General features: G+C 70.9%; 22 protein-coding genes. 17 read left to right on the top strand and 5 right to left on the bottom strand.

The features are described from left to right. Window positions 1-209 precede the first annotated feature (209 nt). The gene (locus H1D24_RS17440; RefSeq protein WP_181658495.1) at window positions 210-1,427 is read left to right on the top strand and encodes a transglycosylase family protein; all 1,218 of its coding nucleotides are present in this window, start codon (window positions 210-212) and stop codon (window positions 1,425-1,427) included. On the opposite strand, the gene H1D24_RS17435 is transcribed toward H1D24_RS17440, so the two are convergent. Then, window positions 1,417-2,478, bottom strand: coding sequence for a DMT family transporter (locus tag H1D24_RS17435; protein WP_181658494.1), 1,062 nt, complete (start codon window positions 2,476-2,478; stop codon window positions 1,417-1,419). The two genes, H1D24_RS17440 and H1D24_RS17435, sit on opposite strands and share 11 nt — an antisense overlap. 335 nt (window positions 2,479-2,813) lie before the next feature. Between H1D24_RS17435 and glgA the strand changes: the two genes are divergently transcribed. The 4 genes from glgA (at window position 2,814) to H1D24_RS17415 (ending at window position 8,397) form a co-directional block, all read left to right on the top strand. After that, a complete protein-coding gene (gene glgA / locus H1D24_RS17430; protein ID WP_181658493.1) occupies window positions 2,814-3,968 on the top strand; it encodes a glycogen synthase in 1,155 nt (384 codons plus the stop codon). Continuing rightward, complete coding sequence (glgC, locus tag H1D24_RS17425; RefSeq protein WP_246459494.1) at window positions 3,965-5,221, top strand: glucose-1-phosphate adenylyltransferase; 1,257 nt, start codon at window positions 3,965-3,967, stop codon at window positions 5,219-5,221. The genes glgA and glgC overlap by 4 nt, the downstream gene beginning before the upstream one ends. A gap of 239 nt (window positions 5,222-5,460) precedes the next feature. After that, complete coding sequence (locus H1D24_RS17420) at window positions 5,461-6,843, top strand: wax ester/triacylglycerol synthase family O-acyltransferase (protein WP_181658492.1); 1,383 nt, start codon at window positions 5,461-5,463, stop codon at window positions 6,841-6,843. Window positions 6,844-6,927: 84 nt separating this feature from the next. Next, complete coding sequence (locus H1D24_RS17415; protein WP_181658491.1) at window positions 6,928-8,397, top strand: SDR family NAD(P)-dependent oxidoreductase; 1,470 nt, start codon at window positions 6,928-6,930, stop codon at window positions 8,395-8,397. Window positions 8,398-8,446: 49 nt separating this feature from the next. Here the strand turns inward: H1D24_RS17415 and H1D24_RS17410 are convergent, their stop codons facing one another. Further along, the gene (locus H1D24_RS17410) at window positions 8,447-8,989 is read right to left on the bottom strand and encodes an HD domain-containing protein (RefSeq protein WP_181658553.1); all 543 of its coding nucleotides are present in this window, start codon (window positions 8,987-8,989) and stop codon (window positions 8,447-8,449) included. Window positions 8,990-9,974: 985 nt separating this feature from the next. On the opposite strand from H1D24_RS17410, the gene H1D24_RS17405 reads away from it, so the two are divergent. Continuing rightward, window positions 9,975-10,148 carry a hypothetical protein gene (locus H1D24_RS17405; RefSeq protein WP_181658490.1) on the top strand — a complete coding sequence of 58 codons (174 nt, stop codon included), beginning with the start codon at window positions 9,975-9,977 and terminating at the stop codon, window positions 10,146-10,148. An 89-nt stretch (window positions 10,149-10,237) separates the two neighbouring features. Then, the gene (locus H1D24_RS17400) at window positions 10,238-10,780 is read left to right on the top strand and encodes a GNAT family N-acetyltransferase (RefSeq protein ID WP_181658489.1); all 543 of its coding nucleotides are present in this window, start codon (window positions 10,238-10,240) and stop codon (window positions 10,778-10,780) included. 251 nt (window positions 10,781-11,031) lie between these two features. On the opposite strand, the gene H1D24_RS17395 is transcribed toward H1D24_RS17400, so the two are convergent. After that, window positions 11,032-12,375 (bottom strand): amidase, encoded by a 1,344-nt coding sequence (locus tag H1D24_RS17395; protein ID WP_181658488.1) that lies wholly within the window; start codon window positions 12,373-12,375, stop codon window positions 11,032-11,034. A 415-nt stretch (window positions 12,376-12,790) separates the two neighbouring features. On the opposite strand from H1D24_RS17395, the gene H1D24_RS17390 reads away from it, so the two are divergent. From H1D24_RS17390 to H1D24_RS17365, 6 genes are all read left to right on the top strand, one after another. After that, on the top strand, window positions 12,791-13,900 hold the full coding sequence (locus H1D24_RS17390) for a Gfo/Idh/MocA family protein (RefSeq protein ID WP_181658487.1): 1,110 nt from the start codon (window positions 12,791-12,793) through the stop codon (window positions 13,898-13,900). Beyond that, entirely contained in the window at window positions 13,897-14,844 is a 948-nt protein-coding gene (locus H1D24_RS17385) for a DUF6807 domain-containing protein (protein ID WP_181658486.1), read from the top strand. Before H1D24_RS17390 ends, H1D24_RS17385 begins: the two co-directional genes overlap by 4 nt. Next, window positions 14,838-15,605 carry a cupin domain-containing protein gene (locus tag H1D24_RS17380; RefSeq protein ID WP_181658485.1) on the top strand — a complete coding sequence of 256 codons (768 nt, stop codon included), beginning with the start codon at window positions 14,838-14,840 and terminating at the stop codon, window positions 15,603-15,605. The genes H1D24_RS17385 and H1D24_RS17380 overlap by 7 nt, the downstream gene beginning before the upstream one ends. A 224-nt stretch (window positions 15,606-15,829) precedes the next feature. Next, the gene (locus tag H1D24_RS17375; RefSeq protein ID WP_258564123.1) at window positions 15,830-16,201 is read left to right on the top strand and encodes a DUF6479 family protein; all 372 of its coding nucleotides are present in this window, start codon (window positions 15,830-15,832) and stop codon (window positions 16,199-16,201) included. A 229-nt stretch (window positions 16,202-16,430) separates the two neighbouring features. After that, complete coding sequence (locus tag H1D24_RS17370) at window positions 16,431-16,784, top strand: DUF6479 family protein (protein WP_309484355.1); 354 nt, start codon at window positions 16,431-16,433, stop codon at window positions 16,782-16,784. Between the two features lie 181 nt (window positions 16,785-16,965). Next, window positions 16,966-17,418: a YbhB/YbcL family Raf kinase inhibitor-like protein gene (locus H1D24_RS17365; RefSeq protein ID WP_181658483.1), complete on the top strand. Its 453-nt coding sequence runs from the start codon at window positions 16,966-16,968 to the stop codon at window positions 17,416-17,418. Between the two features lie 101 nt (window positions 17,419-17,519). Here H1D24_RS17365 and H1D24_RS17360 read toward each other — a convergent pair whose 3' ends face one another. After that, on the bottom strand, window positions 17,520-18,161 hold the full coding sequence (locus H1D24_RS17360; protein ID WP_181658482.1) for a phosphoribosyltransferase: 642 nt from the start codon (window positions 18,159-18,161) through the stop codon (window positions 17,520-17,522). Further along, window positions 18,148-18,825 carry a dienelactone hydrolase family protein gene (locus tag H1D24_RS17355; RefSeq protein WP_181658481.1) on the bottom strand — a complete coding sequence of 226 codons (678 nt, stop codon included), beginning with the start codon at window positions 18,823-18,825 and terminating at the stop codon, window positions 18,148-18,150. Before H1D24_RS17355 ends, H1D24_RS17360 begins: the two co-directional genes overlap by 14 nt. A gap of 173 nt (window positions 18,826-18,998) precedes the next feature. Here H1D24_RS17355 and H1D24_RS44390 point away from each other — a divergent pair, with 173 nt between their 5' ends. The 4 genes from H1D24_RS44390 (at window position 18,999) to H1D24_RS17335 (ending at window position 22,756) form a co-directional block, all read left to right on the top strand. Then, window positions 18,999-20,006, top strand: coding sequence for a four-helix bundle copper-binding protein (locus H1D24_RS44390; RefSeq protein WP_445194920.1), 1,008 nt, complete (start codon window positions 18,999-19,001; stop codon window positions 20,004-20,006). Between the two features lie 175 nt (window positions 20,007-20,181). Continuing rightward, window positions 20,182-21,372, top strand: a complete 1,191-nt coding sequence (locus H1D24_RS17345; protein WP_181658480.1) for an acyl-CoA dehydrogenase family protein — start codon at window positions 20,182-20,184, stop codon at window positions 21,370-21,372. Window positions 21,373-21,418: 46 nt separating this feature from the next. Beyond that, window positions 21,419-21,826, top strand: a complete 408-nt coding sequence (locus H1D24_RS17340; RefSeq protein ID WP_181658479.1) for a hypothetical protein — start codon at window positions 21,419-21,421, stop codon at window positions 21,824-21,826. Between the two features lie 21 nt (window positions 21,827-21,847). Continuing rightward, window positions 21,848-22,756: an oxygenase MpaB family protein gene (locus H1D24_RS17335; RefSeq protein ID WP_181658478.1), complete on the top strand. Its 909-nt coding sequence runs from the start codon at window positions 21,848-21,850 to the stop codon at window positions 22,754-22,756. Window positions 22,757-22,773 lie beyond the last annotated feature (17 nt).

Genomic DNA, 22,773 nt, shown 5'->3' with positions numbered 1-22,773 from the left:
GGCCCGCCGACCGGCCATACGTCCGCCGCCGGCGGCCGGTTCAGCGCAGGCGGGCGTTCCGGGCAATTCAGTGCCGCACAAGGGGATTTGAGCGGCCGATTGCCGTCTTGTCACGGCGTGTTCCCGGCGTCTACTTTTGCGGCTCCTGATGCCTCGGGGGCGCGGGGACGGCCCTCGTACGTCGCAGTGAGAAGCAAGGGGGGCTTCCCATGGCCGTACGCGGTCGCCACCGCCGTCATCATCCGAACCGCATCAACCGCGCGTCCATCACCGTCACCGCGGGCAGCGCCGGAATGGCGATACCACTGATCGGTACCGGAACGGCGCAGGCCGCCGACGTGGGCACCTGGAACAAGGTCGCGGCCTGCGAGTCGGGCAACGACTGGGCCGTCAACACCGGCAACGGCCACTACGGCGGGCTCCAGTTCAGCCAGTCCACCTGGGAGGCCTACGGCGGCAGGGCGTACGCGCCGCGCGCCGACCAGGCCACCAGGGAGCAGCAGATCGCCGTCGCCGAGAAGGTGCTCAAGGGACCGGGACCCGGCGCATGGCCGGTCTGCTCGGTGCGCGCGGGCCTCACCAGGGGCGGAGACACCTCCGGCGACGGCACGGCGAGCGGCACGCACGGTGAGAGGAAACGCGACGTCAAGGACGTCAGACCCGAGACCACACCGCAGTCGCAGGCGGGAACGGCAGAGATGTACACCGTCGTCCGCGGCGACACCCTCTCCGGGATCGCTGAGGCACGCGATGTGCGAGGCGGCTGGCGGCGGCTGTACGAGACCAACCGCAAGACCGTCGGATCGGATCCGAACCTGATCATCCCCGGTCAGCGGCTCTCCCTACGGGTTTCGGCCACACCGGGCGCGGAGGACGCACCGGCCCCCGGCAGGCAGGAGAACAAGGACGCGAGCCAGGACGCCGACGACCAGAAGTCCGAGGCGCCGTCGCAGACGGCGAACGAAAGCGGCAACAGCGGCGGGAGCGGCAACAGCGCCCGGACCGGCACGACGCACCGGCCGCACAGGCTCAGTGCGCCCGTGACCGCCTCACCCGGCACCCCGTACCGCGCCGCCGGTGGCTCCTGGTCGAAGGGCTACCACACGGGTGTCGACTTCCCCGTGCCGACCGGTACCCCGGTGAAGGCCGTCGCCCCCGGCCGTGTCGTGTCCGCGGGATGGGGCGGCGCCTACGGCTACCAGGTCGTGATCCGGCACGCGGACGGCAAGTACAGCCAGTACGCGCACCTGTCGGCGCTCACCGTGAAGGCGGGGCAGACCGTGGTGAGTGGCCAGCGCATCGCGCGCTCCGGCTCCACGGGCAACAGCACGGGCCCGCATCTGCACTTCGAGGTGCGGACCGGGCCCGGCTTCGGTTCCGACATCGACCCGCTCTCCTATCTGCGGGCCGGCGGCGTCAGTATCTGAGCGGCACCGGAAGCGCCGCCGCAGAAGGGACGGTGACCGGCGCCGGCACAACCGGCACCGCCGGAAGTCCCGGAAGCACCGGAACCGCAGGCAGCGGCTCGCCCGGGGTCTTGGCGCGGACCACCGCCTGGGCGGAGATCACCGGCTCGGAGATCACCGCCTCGGGTGCCACCGGCCCTCCGGCCGCCACCGGCGCCTTCGCCCCGCCCCGCCGCTTGGCGTCGCTGCTGATCCGCTCCGTCGTCAGCAGGATCAGTCCGCCGGCCGCGACGACGCCGCAGCCCAGCGCGACCACGGTGCCCGTCATGCCGTAGCGGAAGGATTCGCCGAACATCGTGATGCCGACCGCGGCCGCGACGACCGGGTTGACGACGGTGAGAGTGGCCAGCGGCGCGGCGAGCCCCGCATCCCGGTACGAGGCCTGTGACAGCAGCATTCCCGCTGTCGCCAGCACGCCGATCACCAGCATGCTCGGCAGCTGAGCGGTCGGCGAGGCGGCCGTCCAGTCCACGGCGACCGTCTTCGTGAACACCGAGGAGACGCCGAACGCGACACCCGCCGCTCCCGCGAGCAGCGCACTGCGCACGGCGGGGTGCCGGTGCGCCGCGCGTGCCGAGGCCATCAGCGCCACGAGCCCGCCCGCGGTGGCCAGCGCCACGACGAGCCGCTGCGTGCCGTCCAGCGAGTGTGACCCGGCCGTACCGGTCAGCGACAGCAGGCCCCCGAGGCCGACGGTCGCCATGATGGCGCCGCGCCAGGCAGTGGCCCCGGCGCGGCGGCGCACGAACAGGGCCGCCATGGGCAGCGCGAAGACGATCGTCAGCGCGCCCAGGGGCTGTACGAGGCTCAACGGGCCGTAGGCGAGCGCGACCACGTGCAGCAGGCCGCCGACGCCGCTGAGAGCGACCGCCGCCCACCATGCGGGGCTGCGCATCGGCGCGTACGGCTGGTCCGGCGTACCCGCCGCGACCCGTTCCTGCACGATCGCTCCGCCGGCATAGGCCACGGCGGAGACGAGGGAGAGCAGCACGGACAGCGCGAGGGCACTCATGAGGCGCTCCTCATCACGGCGTGCGGCGCAGGGTCGTCTGTCATGCCCTCCACGATGCCGTCCGAAAGCGTTCACGTCGTCGTACCTGAGCAGGCATTGAGTCGTACTGCCGATGGAGTACGGCTCCTCCCGGGTCCTCCCCTGGTCGGGTGACACGGACCGCGGGCTCCCTGGTGAGAGGTGACGTGTCTGCTGCCGCTTGCTCTACTGCTGTGGTGCATCACCACCCGCCGCCACGCGGCCGTGGCAGCGAACAGACTCCGCTGCGCTCTTCCGCAAGAGCCGTAAGTAGGTGACCATGAAGGAGGAGCGGCCGAGGAAACTGGGGGTTCTGCGTGAAAGTGGGGCTGATCACCCGGGAGTACCCGCCGGACGTCTACGGCGGCGCCGGGGTGCACGTCGAGTTCCTCGCCCGTGAGCTGAGGGCCCTCACCGACCTGCAGGTGCACTGCTGGGGCGAGGGCGCCACCGACGGAATCCACCGCCACCGCCCGTGGCCCGCTCTGGACGCGGCGAACGACGCCCTGCGCACCTTCTCCGTGGACCTGTCGATGGCGGCCGCTCTGGAGGGCCGCGACCTCGTCCACTCCCACACGTGGTACGCGAACCTGGCCGGCCATCTCGCCAAGCTGCTGTACGGCGTCCCCCATGTGGTGACCTCGCACTCGCTGGAGCCCCTGCGCCCCTGGAAGGCCGAGCAACTCGGCGGCGGGTACGCCCTGTCAGGATGGGCCGAACGCACCGCGATCGAAGCCGCGGACGCCGTGATCGCCGTCTCCGGCGCCATGCGCGAGGACATCCTCACCTGCTACCCCGCCCTGGATCCGGCGAGGGTGCACGTGGTCCACAACGGCATCGACTCCGAGCTGTACCGCCCCGACCACGACACGGACGTCCTGGAGCGCATCGGTATCGACCCAGGCCGGCCGTACGTCCTCTTCGTCGGCCGCATCACGCGCCAGAAGGGCGTGCCCCATCTGCTGCGCGCCGCGCGCCGGCTGGACCCCGCCGCCCAGCTCGTCCTGTGCGCGGGCGCCCCCGACACCCCGGCGATCGGCCAGGAGTTCCGTGCCCTGGTGGACGAGCTGAGGCCGGTGCGGGACGGGGTGTTCTGGATCCCCGAGATGCTGCCGCGCGGCGAGGTCGTCCAACTCCTCACGCATGCACGGGCGTTCGTCTGCCCCTCGGTGTACGAGCCGCTGGGCATCGTGAACCTGGAGGCGATGGCGTGCGGTACTGCCGTCGTGGCGTCGGCGGTCGGCGGCATACCCGAGGTCGTCGCGGACGGTACGAGCGGTCTCCTCGTGCCCTACGCGGCGACCGAGCAGGAACGTTTCGAACAAGGGCTCGCCGAGGCCCTGAACCGGCTCGTCGGGGATGCCGGGGAAGCGGCACGCATGGGTGAGGCCGGACGAGAGCGAGCCGTGCGCGAGTTCGGCTGGGACACGGTGGCCCGACGCACGGTCGAGGTGTACGAGAAAACGGTATGAACGCCGGCGACGGCGTGGGCGGCAGAGGGGGCGCGATGCGCGGTGGACCCAATGTGCTGGGAATCGTCCTGGCAGGCGGAGAGGGCAAACGGCTTATGCCGCTGACCACCGACCGGGCCAAACCGGCGGTCACGTTCGGCGGTACGTACAGGCTCGTCGACTTCGTGCTCTCCAACCTGGTCAACGGCGGCATGATGCGCATCTGCGTCCTGACGCAGTACAAGTCGCACTCACTGGACCGGCACATCACCACGACCTGGCGGATGTCCAGCCTGCTGGGCAACTACGTCACCCCGGTCCCGGCCCAGCAGCGGCTCGGCCCCCGCTGGTACCTCGGCAGCGCGGACGCCATCCTGCAGTCCCTGAACCTCGTGTACGACGAGCAGCCGGACTACATCGTGGTGTTCGGCGCCGACCACGTCTACCGCATGGACCCGCGGCAGATGCTGACCCAGCACATCGAGAGCGGTGCCGGGGTCACCGTCGCCGGGATCCGGGTGCCGCGCGCCGAGGCCTCCGCCTTCGGTGTCATCCAGCCGGCCCCTGACGGCATCCGCGTGGGGAACTTCCTGGAGAAGCCCGCCGACCCGCCGGGACTGCCGGACGCACCGGACAAGGTGTTCGCGTCCATGGGCAACTACATCTTTACGACGAAGACCCTCATCGACGCGCTCCAGCAGGACTCGGAGATCGAGGACTCGGTGCACGACATGGGCGGCTCCATCCTGCCGATGCTCACCGAGCAGGGCGTCGCCCACGTCTACGACTTCGACGGCAACCACGTGCCCGGCGAGACCCCGCGCGACCACGGCTACTGGCGCGACGTGGGGACCCTCGACACGTACTACGAAGCCCACATGGACCTGATCGCGGACCAGCCGGTCTTCAACCTCGACAACCGGAAGTGGCCCATCTACACGCACTCCGGCCAGCTGGCGCCCGCCAAGTTCGTCGCGGGCGGCATCGCGAGCGAGTCGATCGTCAGCCCGGGCTGTGTCATCCGCGGCCAGGTCACCCGGTCCGTCCTCTCGCCCGGCGTGGTCGTCGAGGAGGGCGCCGTCGTCCAGGGCTCGGTGCTGCACGACAACGTCCACGTGGGGCGCGGTGCGGTCGTACGCGGCGCCGTGCTCGACAAGAACGTCGACGTTCCGGCGGGAGCGGCCATCGGGATCAACGCACAGCGGGACCAGGAGCTCTACACCGTCTCCAAGGGAGGCGTCATCGCGCTGGGGAAGGGGCAGCAGGTGCTGTAGTCAACCCCGGGAGCGGGCAGTCAAGCCGGGGAGTGGCTCTCGTACCGCCGGTCGGCCGTGAACCGTGGAGTAGCCGCGGTTCACGGCCGATACCCGTCTCATGGGTCCCACACTTCACACCGCCCCCGCTGGGTCGGGACTTAATCAGCTGTTAACTGTACGTAGCCTGATCGTACTTGACCGTAATCGCTTGCCGACGATTGACTGCAGGCTCCCCGTCGTCCACGCGAGGCAAGCCATTGACTGCTGACCTGCTCGCACCACTCGACCTGGCGTTCTGGAACATCGAGTCCGCGGAACACCCGATGCACCTCGGTGCGCTCGGCGTGTTCACGGCCGACTCGCCCTCCGCCGCCCAGCACGCGGCCGAACTCCTGGCCACCCGTGCCGCCGCCGTTCCCGGCCTGCGGATGAGAATCCGCGATGTCCTGCTGCCGGTCGGCGGGGCGGCGCGCGTACCCGATCCTGCTTTCGACCCGCTCGACCACGTCCGTCTGACCGGGCCCGTCCTGGATTTCCACGCTGCCGCCGGCGCACTGATGGAGCGGCCGCTGGACCGGGCGAGGCCGCCGTGGGAGGCGCATGTCCTGCCCGCCGCCGACGGCGCGTCCTTCGCCGTGCTGTTCAAGTTCCACCACGCGCTCGCCGACGGGCTGCGGGCCCTGACGCTCGCGGCGGCCGTGATGGACCCCGTAGATCTGCCCCCCGCCCGCCCCCGTCCGGCGGAGGAGGCCCCGCGCGGCCTCCGGCTGCCACTGCCGGGTGTGCGCCCCATTACGCTCGGCGACCTGAACCTGCGCAGACTGCCGGGCCTGCTGAGGGAGACCGTCGCCGATGTCACCCAGGCGCTCGACATCGGCGCCTCCGTGGCCCGCGCCTCCCTGGACGTACGTTCCTCACCGGCGTTCACCTCGCGGGCCACAGGCACGCGGCGCACTGCCGGGGTCGCCCTCGACATCGACGACATCCATCGCGTACGCAAGGCAGCCGGCGGCACCGTCAACGACGTGCTGATCGCCGTCGTCGCCGGAGCCCTGCGCCGCTGGCTGGACCAGCGCGGCAACGGCAGCAAGGGCGTCGAACCCCGCGCGCTCATCCCCGTCTCCCGGCGCCGGCCGCGCACCGCGCACCCACAGGGCAACCGGCTCTCCGGGTACTTGATACGGCTCCCCGTCGCCGATCCGGACCCGCTCGCGCGGCTGCGGACCGTGCGTACCGCCATGGACCGCAACAAGGACGCCGGCCCCAACCGGGGCGCGGGCGCCGTCGCGCTGCTCGCCGACCATGTGCCCGCGCTCGGCCACAAGCTGGGCGGACCCGTCGTCGGCCAGGCGGCCCGGTTGTGGTTCGACATCCTCGTCACCAGCGTGCCGCTGCCCAGTCTCGGCCTGAAACTCGGCGGCTGCGCACTCGCCGAGGTCTATCCGCTCGCGCCGCTGGCCCGCGGCCAGTCCCTCGCGGTCGCCGTGTCGACGTACCGCGGCCAGGTGCACTACGGCATGGTGGCCGACGCGGCCGCCGTGCCGGACCTGGACCGGCTCGCCCAGGCCCTGCGCGACGAGCTGGCGGAACTGGCCGAGCTCGCCGAGGCGGCGGCGCGGAAGAGGGCCGCCGTGGAGTGAGCGGTTTGGTGGGAACACGCGTGCCTACGTAAAGTTCGGCTCTTGGAACGTCAGGGTGCGCGAGCAATACGAGGACAGACAGCGATGACGGTGATACAGGACAGCCAGGACCAGGAGTACGGTCCCGGCATCGACCCCGAACGTCTCGCGGTCTGCCTCGCGGTGCTCGAGGAGCTCGACAAGCTGGATGTCGACCACCCTGACGCGATCGCGGTGCGGCGTGCCACCTCCGGCATCTACCGCACCGTGAAGCAGCGCCGCCGCCAGGAGCGCCGGGCCGCCAAGACCGCACACGACAAGGCCGTGACGGAAGCCACAGCGACCGGCTCGGCGGAGCGCATCGACGACGAGACGCAGGGCATCCTGCCCTCCTCCAGCGCGAAGGGCGAGATCGCGGGCATACTCCAGCGCCCGCGGTCCTGCTACATCTGCAAGCAGCGGTACGTCGAGGTCGACGTCTTCTACCACCAGCTCTGCCAGACGTGCGCCGCCGAGAACCGCGACCGCCGCGACGCCCGCACCGACCTCACCGGCAAGCGGGCGCTGCTCACCGGCGGCCGCGCCAAGATCGGCATGTACATCGCGCTGCGGCTGCTGCGCGACGGCGCGCAGACCACGATCACCACGCGCTTCCCGAACGACGCGATCCGCCGCTTCAAGGCGATGCCGGACAGCGACGAGTGGATCCACCGGCTGAAGATCGTCGGCATCGATCTGCGCGACCCGGCGCAGGTCGTCGCGCTGGCCGACTCCGTCGCCGCCGCGGGCCCGCTCGACATCCTGATCAACAACGCCGCGCAGACCGTACGCCGCTCTCCCCAGGCCTACAGCGAACTCGTGTCCGCCGAGTCGGCGCCGCTGCCGGCCGGTGAGCTGCCCTCAGCCGAGGTGATCGGCACCTTCGGTTCCGGCGCCGTGGCCGCGCTTCCGGCGGCCGGGGGAGGGGCGCTCACCGCGCAGGACGTCACCGAGCTCGCGCTCGTCTCCGGATCCGCATCGCTCGAGCGGATCGCGGCCGGTACGGCGATCGACGCGGGCGGTCTGGTGCCCGACCTGCACGACACCAACAGCTGGATCCAGACCGTCGAGGAGGTCGACCCCGTCGAGCTGCTCGAGGTCCAGCTGTGCAACTCCACGGCGCCGTTCATCCTGATCAGCCGGCTGCGCCCGGCGATGGCGGCGGCGGCCCGGGTCGGCGGGGGACGCTCGTACGTCGTGAACGTCTCCGCCATGGAGGGCGTCTTCAGCCGCGGCTACAAGGGCGCGGGCCACCCGCACACGAACATGGCCAAGGCCGCGCTGAACATGCTGACGCGCACCAGCGCCAAGGAGATGTTCGACACCGACCGCATCCTGATGACCGCGGTCGACACCGGCTGGATCACCGACGAGCGCCCGCACCCCGACAAGATCCGCCTCGCCGAGGAGGGCTTCCACGCCCCGCTCGACCTCGTCGACGGCGCTGCACGCGTGTACGACCCGATCGTGCGCGGCGAGGCGGGCGAGGACCTGTACGGGGTGTTCCTGAAGGACTACGCGCCCGGGAAGTGGTAGCGCCGGCGGCTGGCGTCCGCGCGCGCTGATCGGCGGCTCCGCCGCCTCGTCACCGCTGGGCCGCCGTCACCAGTTCCAGGACGGGACGCCAGTCCTCCATGATCCCGGCGTTGACGCCGGGAACCTTCGCGGCGTCGTCCGCCTGCCGCAGCGTGACCGCGTCCTCCGCCATCGGGTCGCACTCGAACGCCCTCGCCTCGGCGGGAGTCATCGCCCCGCCCTGCAACTGCAGCGTGAAAGTGCTCTGCGGCGACAGTCCGTACCACGGGTCCGTCGCCGCCAGATAGCGCTTGGCCGGCACATGGAGCCGGACGAGGCGCGCCACGCGGTGCCCGAGCAGCGGCCGTATCGCATGCGCCGCATGATCCGCATGTCGGGCCTCGTCGCCCGGAGGCAGCAGATACCCGATGTCGTGCACCAGGCCCGCCACCTGGAGCTCCTTGTCGCTGGGGTGGGAGCGGCGCAGCAGCGCGGCGGTCTGCAGCGCATGGTCGTGGAGATCCACCGGATCGCCGGTGCGGTCCGGCGTGTCCCATGCGCCACGGCAGGCGTACAGGAGCTCCATCAGCTCCTCGACACTGCGCAGTTCGATGTCCTCCGTGCTCTTCATCCGCTCCATGCGCGACTCCTCCCACGGGTTCCCGACCGCCGGTACGGGCCAGCACAGCACGGTCGTCTGTCGAGGCAGCCAACGGCGCCTTAACGGTGCTTCCCCACTGTCTGCATGGGTATGGCTGCTATCTGTCTGCATGGGCATGGCTGGCAATCTTCTGCATGGGCATGCTGATATCGGCATGGGCATGGGCATGGGCCTGGGCATGGGCATGGGCATGGGCATGGGACTGGGGCATGGCTCGCGAGTGATCCGGTGCGGCTTTTCCCGGCATCTCGACCAGCAAGCGGATCGGGCCTTCGCAGGTGTGCGGTTGATCACGCCGTGTGCGGCTTCACTCGTGTGTGGGGCGATCGCCTCGTTCACCCCATTGGGTGATCCGGTTGACGTCTTCGACCGGTGCTCGTGCGACGTCAGGAGGCCGCCGTCGAGGACTCGTCGTCCTCGCCGAGAAGGGTGCGCATGCGCCGCTGCCAGATGCGTGTGCCGGTGCCCAACTCGCCTTGTCGGGCGTCGCCTTGAAGCCGCAGCCCGCTGTCCTACCGTGCTGTTCGGCGCCACGTACGACGCCGGCGCGGAGGGCTGATTTGGTGCCTCTTGAATGCCGCGCGGCGACCCGGCGTTGACGATTCGGCACCGCGCGGCCGAAGCAGTTGGGTGAGAATCAGAACATGGCTGAATGAAGTCCAGGCAACCGGAAACAGTCGCGCCTGTTTTCAGCCCCATCGAGCGGGGACCCGCTCATTTGGTTACCCTGGACGGGACGGACCTCCCACTGGGTCCCACCAACACCCATGGTCCGTCCCGGGACAAGCCGGTCACCACGGCCCATTCCCACCCACGAACTGGCGCCACCGCGTCCGAACTGCCCAGAAATTGCAGTCCCATCGGACAGAGCCGGCGCCCGGCAGCGGCGGGCCTTGGCGGTATGTCCGGGGGTTACCCGACACAGAAGGAGTGCGCGGTGACACCAGAGAAGTCGAAGAGCGACAAGCGCCCGAAGGAACGTACGGAGCGCACCGCCCGCCGAACCGAACAACTCGGCAGCCTCGACGTGTGGGCCAGGTCGGCCCCGATCCGGCTTGCGGGCTACGAGGACGACCTCGCAGAGCCCCACATCCTGCCCAGCGTCGACTGAGCGTCATCCGCGCTCAACGATCGCGCCGCATCGCCGCCGGACCGGTCCCCGCACCCGCTGACCAGCATGGACGTGCCAGACTCGAAACCATGCTGATCAGAGACGCAGGGACCGGAGGAAACGGCTCGCACGACGGGAACGGTCGGCGCCACCAGGACGGCGAGGACGCCGACTGGTCGCAGATCTGGCCGTTCTGGCGGAAGATCGTCGAGGCCCGGGAGACGTACGCCTGGGCCCCCGACACCCCCGAGGAGAAGGCCCGCGCCCTGTGGATGGGTGCGGGCAAGCGCGTTCACGTCGTGGAGGACGAGGACGGCGTCATCGTCGCCACCGCGTCTGTCGGCCCCAACTACGGTGCCGGTGGCCCGGCCGCCCATATCGCCAACGCGGGCTTCATGGTCGATCCCGAACACGCCGGCCGGGGCATCGGACGGCTACTCGCCGAGCACGTCCTGGAGCAAGCGAAGGCCGACGGGTACCGCGGCATGGTGTTCAACGCCGTCGTGGAGACCAACCCGGCGGTCCGGCTGTGGACCTCGCTCGGCTTCACGATCCTGGGCACGGTTCCCGAGGCGTACGAGCACGCGCGGCATGGCCTGGTGGGCCTGCACATCATGTATCGGGCGCTGTAAGGCCTGGACGAGCGCGTACGGCGCACGCGTACGGCGTGCAGTGGCCATGCAGCCGTCGTGCCGTGCGCACGTAATGAACACGCCGACGTCGCCACGTGCGCAGAGATCACGCCGGCGGCGCCGTGCACGTAACGATCGCACCGGCGGTGCCGGGCGTGCAACGATCACGCCGACGGCGCCGCCCGCGTAACGATCACGCCCACGGCGTCGCCCGCGTAACGATCACGCCCACGGCGCCGCCCGCGTAACGATCATGCCGTCGGTGCCGTGCGCCGCCACGGACGCAGCTCCTCCAGCTGCCCGGCCAGATCCAGCAGGTCCTGCTCGTATCCGGGCGGTCCCACCAGCTGCACGGCGCAGGCGGCACCCGACGGAAGCGTCCCGAACGGGATGGACATCGCGGGCCAACCGGTCAGGTTCCATGGCGGAGTCAGCGGTGAGTACCGGGTGTTGGCGATCACGTTCCTCAGCCAGCCGCGCTCGTGCCAGGGCGCGGCTGCCGGGCCGCGCCGGGCGAGCGCGGGAGTGAGCAGCACGTCGTGCTCCTCGAAGAATGGCTCCATGAGCCGGCGCAGCTGCTCCCGGCGGTCGCCCTGCAGCACCGCGCCCAGGCAGCGGCGTCCGACCGCCGCATGGACACGCGTCCGCCGGGTCAGCTTCCGCGGGTCGAGGTCCTGGGCGTCCACGGCGGTGCCCGCGGTCCAGTGCGCGAGCGAGGTCGTGGCCAGCCACCAGGGGTACGGCGGGTCGGCGCGCCGAATCCGGTGGCCCGCGTCAGACAGCACCGCGGCCGCCTCCCGCGCGGCGGCCGCGTACGCGCGGGTGACGGGCACGCCGGCCAGCGGGCTGCGCACGGACACGGCGATCTTCCGAGGGAACTGTCCGGAACCGGGTGTCAGATCGGCACCCGCGAGTACGGAAAGCAGGAGTCGTGCGTCCTCCACCGTGGTCGCCAAGGGGCCGTTTTCGGACATTCCGAACCAGTCACCGTTGCCGATGCCCGCCGGGACCGTCATAGGACCCGGCTTCAGCCCGACCAGGCCGCAGTTGGCGGCCGGGATGCGCAGCGAACCCATGCCGTCGTTGCCGAGGCCGAGCGGCACCATGCCCGCGGCGACGGCGGCCGCGGAGCCGCCCGACGATCCGCCCGCCGTGCGCGTGGGGTCCCACGGATTGCGTGCCGTGCCGTGCACACCCTCGGTGGTGCCGAAGACACACAGCTCCGGCACGTTCGTCAGACCCACGACCACGGCGCCGGCCGCGCGGAGCCGTGCCACGGTGGGATGGTCGTTCGCGGCCGGGGTGTCGTCGGTGGCGGCCGTGCCGTTGCGGGTCGCCTCGCCGCGTACCGGAAGGTTGTCCTTCACGGCCACGGGCACGCCCGCGAGGGGGAGCTCTGTCAGATCGGGGCGCGCCCCCACCTCGTCGGCCTCCTCGAGCGCCTCCTTGGCGCGCACGTGGCGGAACGCACCGATCCGTCCGTCGACCTGCTCGATCCGCGCGAGATGTTCCGCGACCACATCTCGCGGAGTGACCCGCTTCTCGCGTACGGCAGCGGCGATCTCGGCGGCGGTACGGCCGACCCAGCTGGTCACGGTGGCTCCTCGGCTGTCGGGGACGGGCGGCGTGCTCTCCCGGGGCGGTGCGTAGATCACTGTGCCGTGGTCGCGTGTGCCGCGTCGAGAGATGTGTGGGCTGAAGAATCCTGCCCGCCGGGTGTGTCAGAAGTCACCGCCCCGTCGGGTATCCGGCGGGCGACACTGTGTGCGGGGAAACCCCCGCCGCCTGTGCGACCTCTCGAGTCGTCACCAGTACGACCCGAGACGGGCATCCGTGACCGGCAGCGTCGATGAAGAGCCGTAGCGAAGAGCCGTATTGCAGAGCCGTAGTGAAGAGCTGTTTCTTCCTTGATCGCTGCGCGGGTCTTGTCCGTGGATTCACGCGATGCCTAAGGTCCTCCGTAGCAAGCGCTTTCATAATTCGATTCGAGTCGTTCGAGGAGCCCCCTCCATGTCCGCCCAGCCCCGTCGCCTCCGTGTCGCCGTCGTCGGTACCGGAGGCATCGTCAGCGGCAGTCATCTGACAGCGTTGCGGGCACACGCCGACCGGACCGAGCTGGTCGCCGCCGTCGACATCGACCCGGACCGGCTTGAGGCCTTCCGCGGTCTCGCGGGGGGTGAGGTGGCCGGATACACGGATCTCGGCGGGATGCTGGACGCCGAGCGCCCCGACCTCGTACTGATCGGAACCCCGCCGTCCCTGCATCGCGAGCAGACGGTGGCGGCGCTGAAGTCGGGGGCCTGGGTGCTGTGCGAGAAGCCGTTGTGCCTCTCCCTCGCCGAGTACGACGACATCGCCCAGGCCGAGCAGGCCTCGGGGGCGTACGCCTCGGTGGTCTTCCAGCACCGCTACGGCTCCGGCGCCGTGCACGCCCGCGACCTGATCACCAGCGGCGAGCTCGGCGACCCGCTGGTCGCGCACTGCCAGACCACCTGGCACCGCGACAGCGTCTACTACGCGGTGCCGTGGCGCGGCCGCTGGGCCACCGAGGGCGGCGGGCCCACCATGGGCCACGGCATCCACCAGTACGACCTGCTGCTGCATCTGCTCGGCGAGTGGACCGAGGTACGCGCCATGGCGTCCCGGCTGGTCCACGACACCGAGAGCGAAGATGTCTCGACGGCCCTGGTGCGCTTCGCGAGCGGGGCCCTCGCCACCGTCGTCAACAGCGTCGTGTCCCCGCAGGAAGTGAGCCGCATCCGCATCGACTGCGCCAACGCCACGGTCGAGCTCACGCATCTGTACGGCCACAGCAACGCCGACTGGGTCTACACGGCCGCCCCGCATATCCCCGCTCAGCGCACCGCCTCCTGGCACACGCCCGCGACCGACGTACCGAGCTCCCACACCGCGCAGCTCGGCGCCGTCCTCGACGCCTACGAAGCGGGTGTACGGCCTCCGGGCAGCGGAGCAGACGCCCGCGGCACGCTCGAATTCGCGGCCGCCCTCTACAAGGCGGCCTTCACGGGGTCACCGGTCCACGCGGGCGAGATCGTCCCCGGCGACCCGTACTACACGGCCATGCACGGCGACCACCCCGACTGGAGCCCCGCGCGATGACGATCAAGCTCATCCACACCCACGGCGAGCACCTCTCTGTCCAGGCGGGCGGGGTCGAGCTGCTGCGGTACGTGTACCGGCCGGACCCGGTCGCCTTCGAGTCCCGCAAGCCGTACGTCCACCCGCTGCGCACCCTCGCCGGCCACCAGGTCACCGGCTACCGGCCGAGCGACCACCGCTGGCACAAGGGCCTCCAGATGACCGCCAGCCATCTGTCGGGGCAGAACTTCTGGGGCGGCAACAGCTACATCCCCGGCGAGGGCTACGAGGAACTGCCCGAGCGGGTCGGCTCGATGCGCCACGACGGCTTCCCCGTCCTCGCGGTGGAGGACGACCGCTTCTCCCTCGCCGAGGACCTCACCTGGGTCGCGTACGGCGGTCAGGAGTGGGCCCGGGAGCAGCGCGGCATCCTCGTCCACTCGGTCGACGAGGAGGCGGGCGCCTGGGTTCTCGACTGGACGATCAAGCTCACCAACCTCCGCGACGAACCGCTGCACTTCGGCTCCCCGACCACCGCGGGCCGCGAGATGGCCGGCTACACGGGACTGCAGTGGCGCGGACCCCGCGACTTCACCGGCGGCGCAGTCTTCGGCCCCGAAGGCCCGGACCGCGCCGAGGGCGCCGAGGGCGCGGACGCGGGCAAGCTGATGGGCACCCAGGCCCCCTGGCTCGCCTTCACCGCCGAGCGCGACGACGTGGACGCCCATTCGACCCTCGTCTTCGCCCATGCGCCGGAGAACCTCGACGCTTCCACCGCGATCCACGCGTCACACTGGTTCGTACGCTCGGAACCCATCCCGACGGTCGCGTTCTCCTGGGCGTTCTTCGAGGAGTTCGCGCTCCCGCCCGGCGAGTCCTTCGCCTACCGCTACCGCGTGGTCGTAGCGGACGGCGCCTGGGACCGGGACCGGGTCGCCGCACATCTGGAGGCCCTGCCATGGTGAACCAGCACCCGGTGAGCCCCGTGCTTCCGCACCCGTTGCCGGGAGCCGTGGGGCTGTCGCACCTGAGCGCGTACGACTGGGAGGCCGCGGACGGCGTCTGCGGCGGCAGCCCGCATCTGCACCTCGTGTGCAGCGAGGCGTACGTCGTCACGGGCGGCAGGGGAGCGGTCCAGACGCTCAGCCCGGCCGGATACCGGGAGACCCCGCTGGAGCCCGGCTCCGTCGCGTGGTTTACGCCCGGCACCGTGCACCGCATGGTGCAGGGCGGCGGGCTGCGGATCACCGTGCTGATGCAGAACAGCGGCCTGCCGGAGGCCGGTGACGCCGTCTTCACGTTCCCGCCCGAGGTGCTCGCCGACCCCGAGCGGTACGCGGCCGCAGCGGCGCTGCCCGCGAAGACCGGTCCCGAGGCGGAGGAGGCCGCCCGGCGGCGCCGGGACCTGGCCGTCGAGGGCTATCTCGTGCTGCGCGAGGCCCTCGAGAAGGGCGACAACGGCCCGTACCTGGAGTTCCAGCAGGCCGCGGCCCGGCTCGTACGTGCCAAGGTGCCCGCCTGGCGCGAGCTGTGGCGGGCCGGCGCCCTGGCCGCCGCCGAGCGCACCGGCGCCCAGCTCGACGCCCTGGAGTCGGGCGACCCCGCCTACCTGACCGACGCCGACGCGTACGACGCCAGCCCCACCCGGCACGGCGGCTACGGGATGTGCGGCCGCCGTGAGGAGTACGAACTGCCGGGGACGACGCTGCCGTACCGCGGGGAGTAGTCCGCGGAGCGGCACCGGCACCTTGACGCGGTGCCGGGCGGGGAGGCAGCAACCTGATGCCACCGCCCCGCGGCGGCCTCGCTGCGCGCGGGGATGCTGCTGCCCTCTCTCCCGAATGCGGGGGTCGCGAGAGCAGGGACGTGCCCTTCACTCCGTGCCCGCAGAGTCCGGGCTCGCGTCGAGCGGGGAGTGAGTCCGCTGTCGCGCTGGGTACCCGGGGGCCCATGACAGCACAGACCATGGCAGCTGCGGACACGAATTCCCTGCTGAGCGGCATCGCGCCGTTCCTGATGGGGCTGGTCATCGTCGGCGTCCTGATCGCGGCCGTCTGGCTCGGCATCAGGGTGCGGAACCGGGAATCCGCCCCGCCGCGCCCCGAGGAGCAGCCGCGTCCTCCCGCGTCGGGGCCCGTTCGCGAGGTTTCCGAGAGCCGGGAGCGCGACGAGGTACCCAGGGGAGACACGCGCCTCACGCCGCACGAGTTCCCCAGCTTCGGCAATGTGGGCGGCAAGCGCGGCGGGGACCAGCGGCGTAGGCGATGGAGCAGTGGTTCCAGCGGTGCCTTCGGCAGCGGCGGGCACGGCAGCAAGAAGTGACCGCCGGCAGCAAGAGGTGGTGACCGTGGGCAGCAAGCCTTGACCGCGCGGAGGTGCGTGCCTGGCGGCGCCTCGAGGGCGACTGACCGGGGCGCCCTCTGCCCACCTGGATCGCCGCGCCGGTGCATACAGCGGATGTGCGGATACAGCCAGTGCTGGAACGGATGCGAGACGTTGTCTGAGTGGCGACGGAAGGGCCGGGTACATGGTGGGCATGAAAGTAACAAACGTGGACAACTTGCCCCTCCGTCCGTCGATGGCCGTCAGGGTCGCGCCCCTCGTGACCGGACTCTTCGCCGCCGCGGCGCTGGTCTGGGTGGTGCGGATGAGCGTCAGAAACCGGCGACGGGCAGTCAGCGGCGGGTACGCAGGCGCCGAGAGCCCGCGCGTGACTGCCGACGAGGGCCCGCTCGACCTCTGGGAGGTGCGCGAGCCGGACGAGGTGCCCACGGACCGCGGGCGCCTCATGCCCTACGAACTCGGCCGCACGCCGAACAAGCGCAGCACGACCCAGTACCGCAGACGCTGGAGCATCGGCTCCAGCGGCGGATTCGGCAGCGGCGGCATCGGCCGTACGGGATGACGCGCCGTACGGCGTGACGGTGCGCATCGGCCGTACGGGATGACGCGCCGTTCGGTGCACATCGGCTGTACGGGATGCGCGCATACGGCGTGACGATGACGGTGCGGTACGGGACGCATGCAGGCGGTCCCTTCGCTGGTGCCGCTGCATGCGTCCCTGTTTCCTGGGTACTTGCGGGCGCATGGCTGGTATCGAACTCAAGAGCGCCGCGTTCACCGATCACGCGGTGATCCCGCGGCGGTACGCCAAAGAGGGCGACGATCTGTCGCCGCCTCTGACCTGGTCCGGAGTACCGGGCGACGCGGCGGAGCTGGCCGTGCTGTGCGAAGATCCCGACGCGCCGTCGGGGACCTTCGTCCACTGGCTGGTGACCGGGATCGACCCCCATAGCGACGGCCTGGACACCGGCGAGACGAAGCCCGGCAGCCGCGCCCATCGCAACGGCTACGGAGGCCGCGGCTGGGGCGGCCCGAACCCCCCGGCGGGAGACAAGGCGCACCGCTACTTCTTCCGGCTGTACGCCCTCCCGGCCCCCGTGTCGCTCCCCGACGACGCGACCGCCGACGACATCCACGGCGTGCTGGACCGGCAGCAGCTGGCCAGTGGCACGCTCGTCGGCCTCTATCAGCGCTGACATCCGACCGAAACGAGTAGCTGAGGTGACGGCAGTGACGGGAACATCTGTGTCCCGTCACTGCCGTCGGCGTGCCTGCGCGTTGCGATCCCGCGTTGTGATCACTGCCGTCGCAGCACCGCCAGGACGTCGTCGTCCGTCACCTGCTCGAAGTCCTCGTACCAGAGGCCGACCGCCGTGAAGGGGCTGGGCCGGTCGAGGCACACGACGTCGTCGGCCTCATGCCGCAGAAGGCTGAACGCCTCCGGTGAACAGACCGGGACTGCAAGGGCGATGCGCTCGGGATGCTGTTGGTGCAGCGAGCGCAGCGCGGCCCGGGCCGTGACTCCGGTGGCGACCCCGTCGTCCACGACGACGGCCGTGTGGCCCTCCAGTTCGGGTGCGGGCCTGCCCTGGCGGTACAACTGCTCGCGCCGGTGCAGTTCCTCGCGCTCGCGTGCGACCACGGGGGCCAGCTCCGCCTCGCTCAGACCGAGCTGGTCCAGCGTCCGCTTGTCGAAGAGCGGCGCATCGTCCCCCGCGATGGCGCCCACTCCCAGCTCCGGCTGGAAGGGTGCCCCGATCTTGCGGGCGACGAGCACATCGAGTGGGGCCTGGAGCGCCCGCGCGACCTCGTCGGCCACGATGACGCCGCCGCGTGGCAGGGCAAGGACGACCGGCTCCGGCAGAGCACCCTTCTCCTGCAGTACGCGGAGCCGTTCGGCCAGTATCTGGCCGGCCTCCCTCCGGTCACGGAATTGCATGGCCTCCACTCCCTCCACTCCTTCCGATGTGGTCGCTGAACCAGCGCGCAGCCGCAACCGCGACCTCGTCCAGCGCCCCGGGCTCCTCGAAGAGATGAGTCGCTCCCTCGATCACCTCCAACTGGCTGGGGGCTGCGCGCAGCTTGGCCTGTGCTTCCTGATTCAGCCGAAGCACGACTTCGTCGCGCCCGCCGACGAGAAGCAGAACGGGTGCCCGAACCTGTTCGAGCACGTGGTCTCCGGCGAGGTCGGGACGGCCGCCCCGGGAGACAACGGCACGGACGTGTTCGGGCCGTTCGGCCGCGGTGGCCAGCGCGGCCGCCGCCCCTGTGCTCGCGCCGAATAGGCCCAGCGGGAGATCACTGGACCGGGCCACCAGCCAGTCCACCGCCCCGGTGAGCCGTCGGCCGAGCAGGGCGATGTCGAACCGGTGGATGCCCGTGATCACGTCATCGGCCTCCTCGTCCGGCGTCAGCAGGTCGAACAGCAGCGTGCCGAGCCCGGCCTCGCGGAGCGTGGCCGCGACGGCCTGATTGCGTGGGCTGTGGCGGGAGCTGCCGCTGCCGTGGGCGAAGAGCACGACGCCGGTGGCTTCGTCCGGCACGGTCAGGTCCCCCGCGAGCGACACGTCGCCGCTCGTCACAGCCACGGGTGTGGACAGCATGAGACCTCCCCGGTCCTCTCGGGTCCGCTACCGGGCACGCATCGAGTACCCCGAGTGCGGGGGCTATGCGGGTTTGGCCGCGCAGCGCACGGCTACTCGCCGGGGATCCGTGGGCCCGCACCGTCGCGGGCTCGCGGAGCGTGTGGGCATGTCTGTACGAAAGGAGGGGCGCTGTGTCGTACACAGCGGCGGACCAGGCGACGGCTCAAGCGGACCGGGCCACCGCCGGGCACAATGAGCCCATGGACCGGCATGACCGGGCCACTGTCCTGCACGACGAGGCCACGGGCACGGGCCGGCATGACCGGGCCGGCGCCGGGCGCCACGAGGCCACGGGCACGGGCCGTGGTGATCGGTCCACTGTCGGGCATGGGGAAGCCACCGCGGGCAGGGAGGAGGCCGCCGCCCAGCAGGACCAGGTCACCGCGCCGCAGGACCGGACCGTGCCCCGGCATGACGGGGTCGGCGTGAGCCGGGACCGGGCCGCCGTCAGGGTGGGTGCGAGCCGGGACGAGGACGCCGTCGCGGTGAGTACGGGCCCGGACCAGGACGCCGTCGGGGCGGGCGTGAGCCGGGACCGGGACGGCGTCAGGGTGGGTGCGAGCTGGGACGAGGACGCCGTCGCGGCGAGTACGGGCCCGGACCAGGACGCCGTCGGGGCGGGCGTTAGCCGGGACCGGGACGCCGTCAGGGTGGGTGCGAGCCGGGACGAGGACGCCGTCGGGGTGAGTACGGGCCCGGACCGGGACGCCGTCGGGGCGAGGGCGGGTGTGAGCCAGGACCACGACGTCAGCCGGCAGGACCTCGTCCGCTTTCTCGAGGATCGCTTTGCCTGTGCGCAGGCCTGCACCGAATGCGCGCGGCTGTGCGCTCTGCAGGCGAGCATGACGAGCGTGGGTCCGGGTGCCGACGCCGGACCTGATGCGATCGAGGACCCGGGCGTGGACGAGCTGCGCCGCAGGGCCATGTCCTGCGCGGCGGTGTGCGACGAGACCTGCCGGAGGCTGTCCGAGGACGCGAGCCAGGACGAGTACGAGCTGCGCTTCCAGCTCGAGATGTGCCGGTCGGTCAGCCTGGACTGCGCGCAGTTGCTCGACCACCACCCGGGGGCGGAGACCTGCGCCGAAGTCTGCCGCAGCTGTGCGCGCGCCTGCGCGGACTTCCTGTCAACCCTAGGCTGACGTCCTGTCGACCCTCGGCTGACTGACTGCCAAGCCAACCCTCGGCTGACACCCTGTCGAGCGAGACGCTCCGCTCATTCTGTGGCGGCCGCCGCCCCATTCCTTATTCCTGAAACAAGTTCTACTGTGTGCGCCGTCAGATCGGGGTCAGTGAGCCAGGGATCCAGGAGGCGCCGTGCACCTTGAATACACGCCTGGGCAGCAGCGGTTGCGGGCCGAACTGCGTGCGTACTTCGCCGGGCTGGTGCCCGACACCGCCCACGCCCGGTACGCCGAACCGGCCGCCCAGAAGCGGTTCTACCGCGAAACGATCCGCCGACTCGGTGCGGACGGCTGGCTCGGCGTCGGCTGGCCGAAGGAGTACGGCGGCCGCGGCCTCACGCCCATGGAGCAGTTCATCTTCTTCGACGAGGCGGCCCAGGCAGGCGTACCGCTGCCGCTCATGGCCCTCAACACCGTCGGGCCGACGATCATGCAGTTCGGCACGGACGAGCAGAAGGCGTACTTCCTGTCGAAGATCCTCTCCGGTGAGATCGACTTCGCGATCGGCTACAGCGAGCCGGAAGCCGGGACAGATCTGGCCGCGCTCAAGACCCGCGCGGTCCGCGAGGGCGACGAGGTCACCGGCCACTACATCGTCAACGGCCAGAAGATCTGGACCACGAACGGCGACACCGCCGACTGGGTCTGGCTCGCCGTCCGCACCGACCCCGACGCGCCCCCGCACAAGGGCATCACCATGCTGCTCGTGCCGACGTCCGACCCCGGCTACTCGTGCACCGTCATCAACACCCTCGCCTCGCACGACACCACGGCCAGCTACTACGAGAACATTCGCGTCCCCGTCTCCCGCCGCGTCGGCGACGAGAACAAGGGCTGGCGGCTCATCACCAACCAGCTCAACCACGAGCGCGTCACCCTCGCCGCACACGGCACCATGGCGATCCGCGCACTCCACGACGTACAGCGCTGGGCCATGGACACCAAGCTCGCCGACGGCCGCCGCGTCATCGACCTCGGCTGGGTGCGCCGCCGCCTCGCCCAGACCCACACGAAGCTCGACGCGATGAAGCTCATGAACTGGCAGATGGTGAACGCCCTCCAGGAAGGCAAGCTGACCCCGCAGGACGCCTCCGCCGTCAAGGTCTACGGCTCCGAAGCGCGCCGCGACGCGTACGCATGGCTGATGGAGGTCGTGGGGGCAGCCGGCGCGCTCAAGGAGGGATCGGCGGGCGCCGTCCTCCACGGCGAACTGGAGCGCGGCTACCGCTCCGCCGTGATCTTCACCTTCGGCGGCGGAAGCAACGAGATCCAGCGCGAGATCATCTCCTGGATCGGCCTGGGGATGCCGCGGGTACGCCGCTGACTCCGCGATCAATGAACGTAGGCGGTGGCCCGTCCGTCGTAGGACCATGAAGACACCACGATCCACCGCCGCACTTTTCATCGCCGCCCTGCTCCTTACGGGCTGCACGCTCGCCGCCGCGGACGACGACCGTTCGTCCGCGCTGCCCGCACGTGAGTTCGGCATGGACAGCCTGGAAACTGGACCGCGCCATCCGAAGCAGGGAAAGTGGTACCCGTACGACATGCTCGCCCACTGCGGGATCAAGTTCGCGACGTTCGGCGGACGCCTGTGGCAGCTCGACCAGATCCACACCAACTCCCGGAGCCGGGTGGCTGGAGAGCAGGAACCGGCAGGGAACTATGTCCCCGGCTACATGGCACTCCAGGGCCCCGACGCGGCCTCCTTCCAGGCAGCGGGCCTGCCCCCAACGGAGTTCCTGCCCGCGAAGGACGAGCCGCCCTTGTGTGCTTAGGCTGCAAGCAGGAGGTGGGACATGCAAGATGCGGATCCCGGTCTCTTCGGGCCTTCCTCGGTGACCTGGCAGCTGCACAGCGACCCGATGATGTGGATCGCGGGCGTCCGCGCCCTGTATCTGCAGGCCCTCCTCCCGCGCGCGGTACGTGGCGTCATGCAGAACTCCGAGTTCCGCAAGGACGCGTGGGGCCGGCTGATGCGTACCGCGAACTTCGTCGGCACTAGCACGTACGGTACGACCGAGGCGGCCGAGCGGGCCGGTGCGCGCGTACGGAAGATCCACAGCATGCTCAGTGCCACGGACCCGGACACGGAGGAGCGCTACGGAGTGGACGAGCCCGAGCTGCTGCTGTGGGTCCACTGCGCCGAGATCGACTCGTATCTGCACGTCGTGCGCCGCTCCGGGATCCGTCTGACGGACGCGCAGGCCGACCGGTACGTCGACGAGCACCGCGTCAGCGCCCGGCTCGTCGGCCTCGACCCGGGCCGCGTACCCGCGAACACCGCAGAGCTGGCTGCGTACTTCGAGAAGATGCGGTCCGAACTGGCCGCCGGGCCCGAGGCGCGCGACGTCGACGACTTCCTGAGGCGGCCCCCGGTCCCCGCACTGATGATCCCGGCGCGCGCGATCATCTGGCGGCGCGTGGCGAACCTCGCGTACGCCTCCCTGCCGCCGTACGCCCACGAGCTGTACGGACGGGCGGCGCCGCCTCCCGCGGTGATCACCCGGCGCCTGCGTCTCACCGGCACCCTTCTGCGCTGCATTCCCGCAGGTGTGCGCTGGCAACTGCCGCCCAAACACATCCTCCGGGCCGTGGCACGGCTCGGCCCCGGCAGCCGCCCGGCCCCATACAAACTCCGCAGAGGGCTCGTCATACTGGACGGGCCAGGCCCTGTCGTCAGGCGGGAGTCCGACGACAGGGCCTAGGGGAGGGCGCAGCGAGC

It is taken from the genome of Streptomyces himalayensis subsp. himalayensis (assembly GCF_013778455.1).
Classification (GTDB): Bacteria; Actinomycetota; Actinomycetes; order Streptomycetales; family Streptomycetaceae; genus Streptomyces; species Streptomyces himalayensis.
Note: the sequence above shows the minus strand (reverse complement) of the source record. Positions and strands in the feature narration are given on the sequence as shown.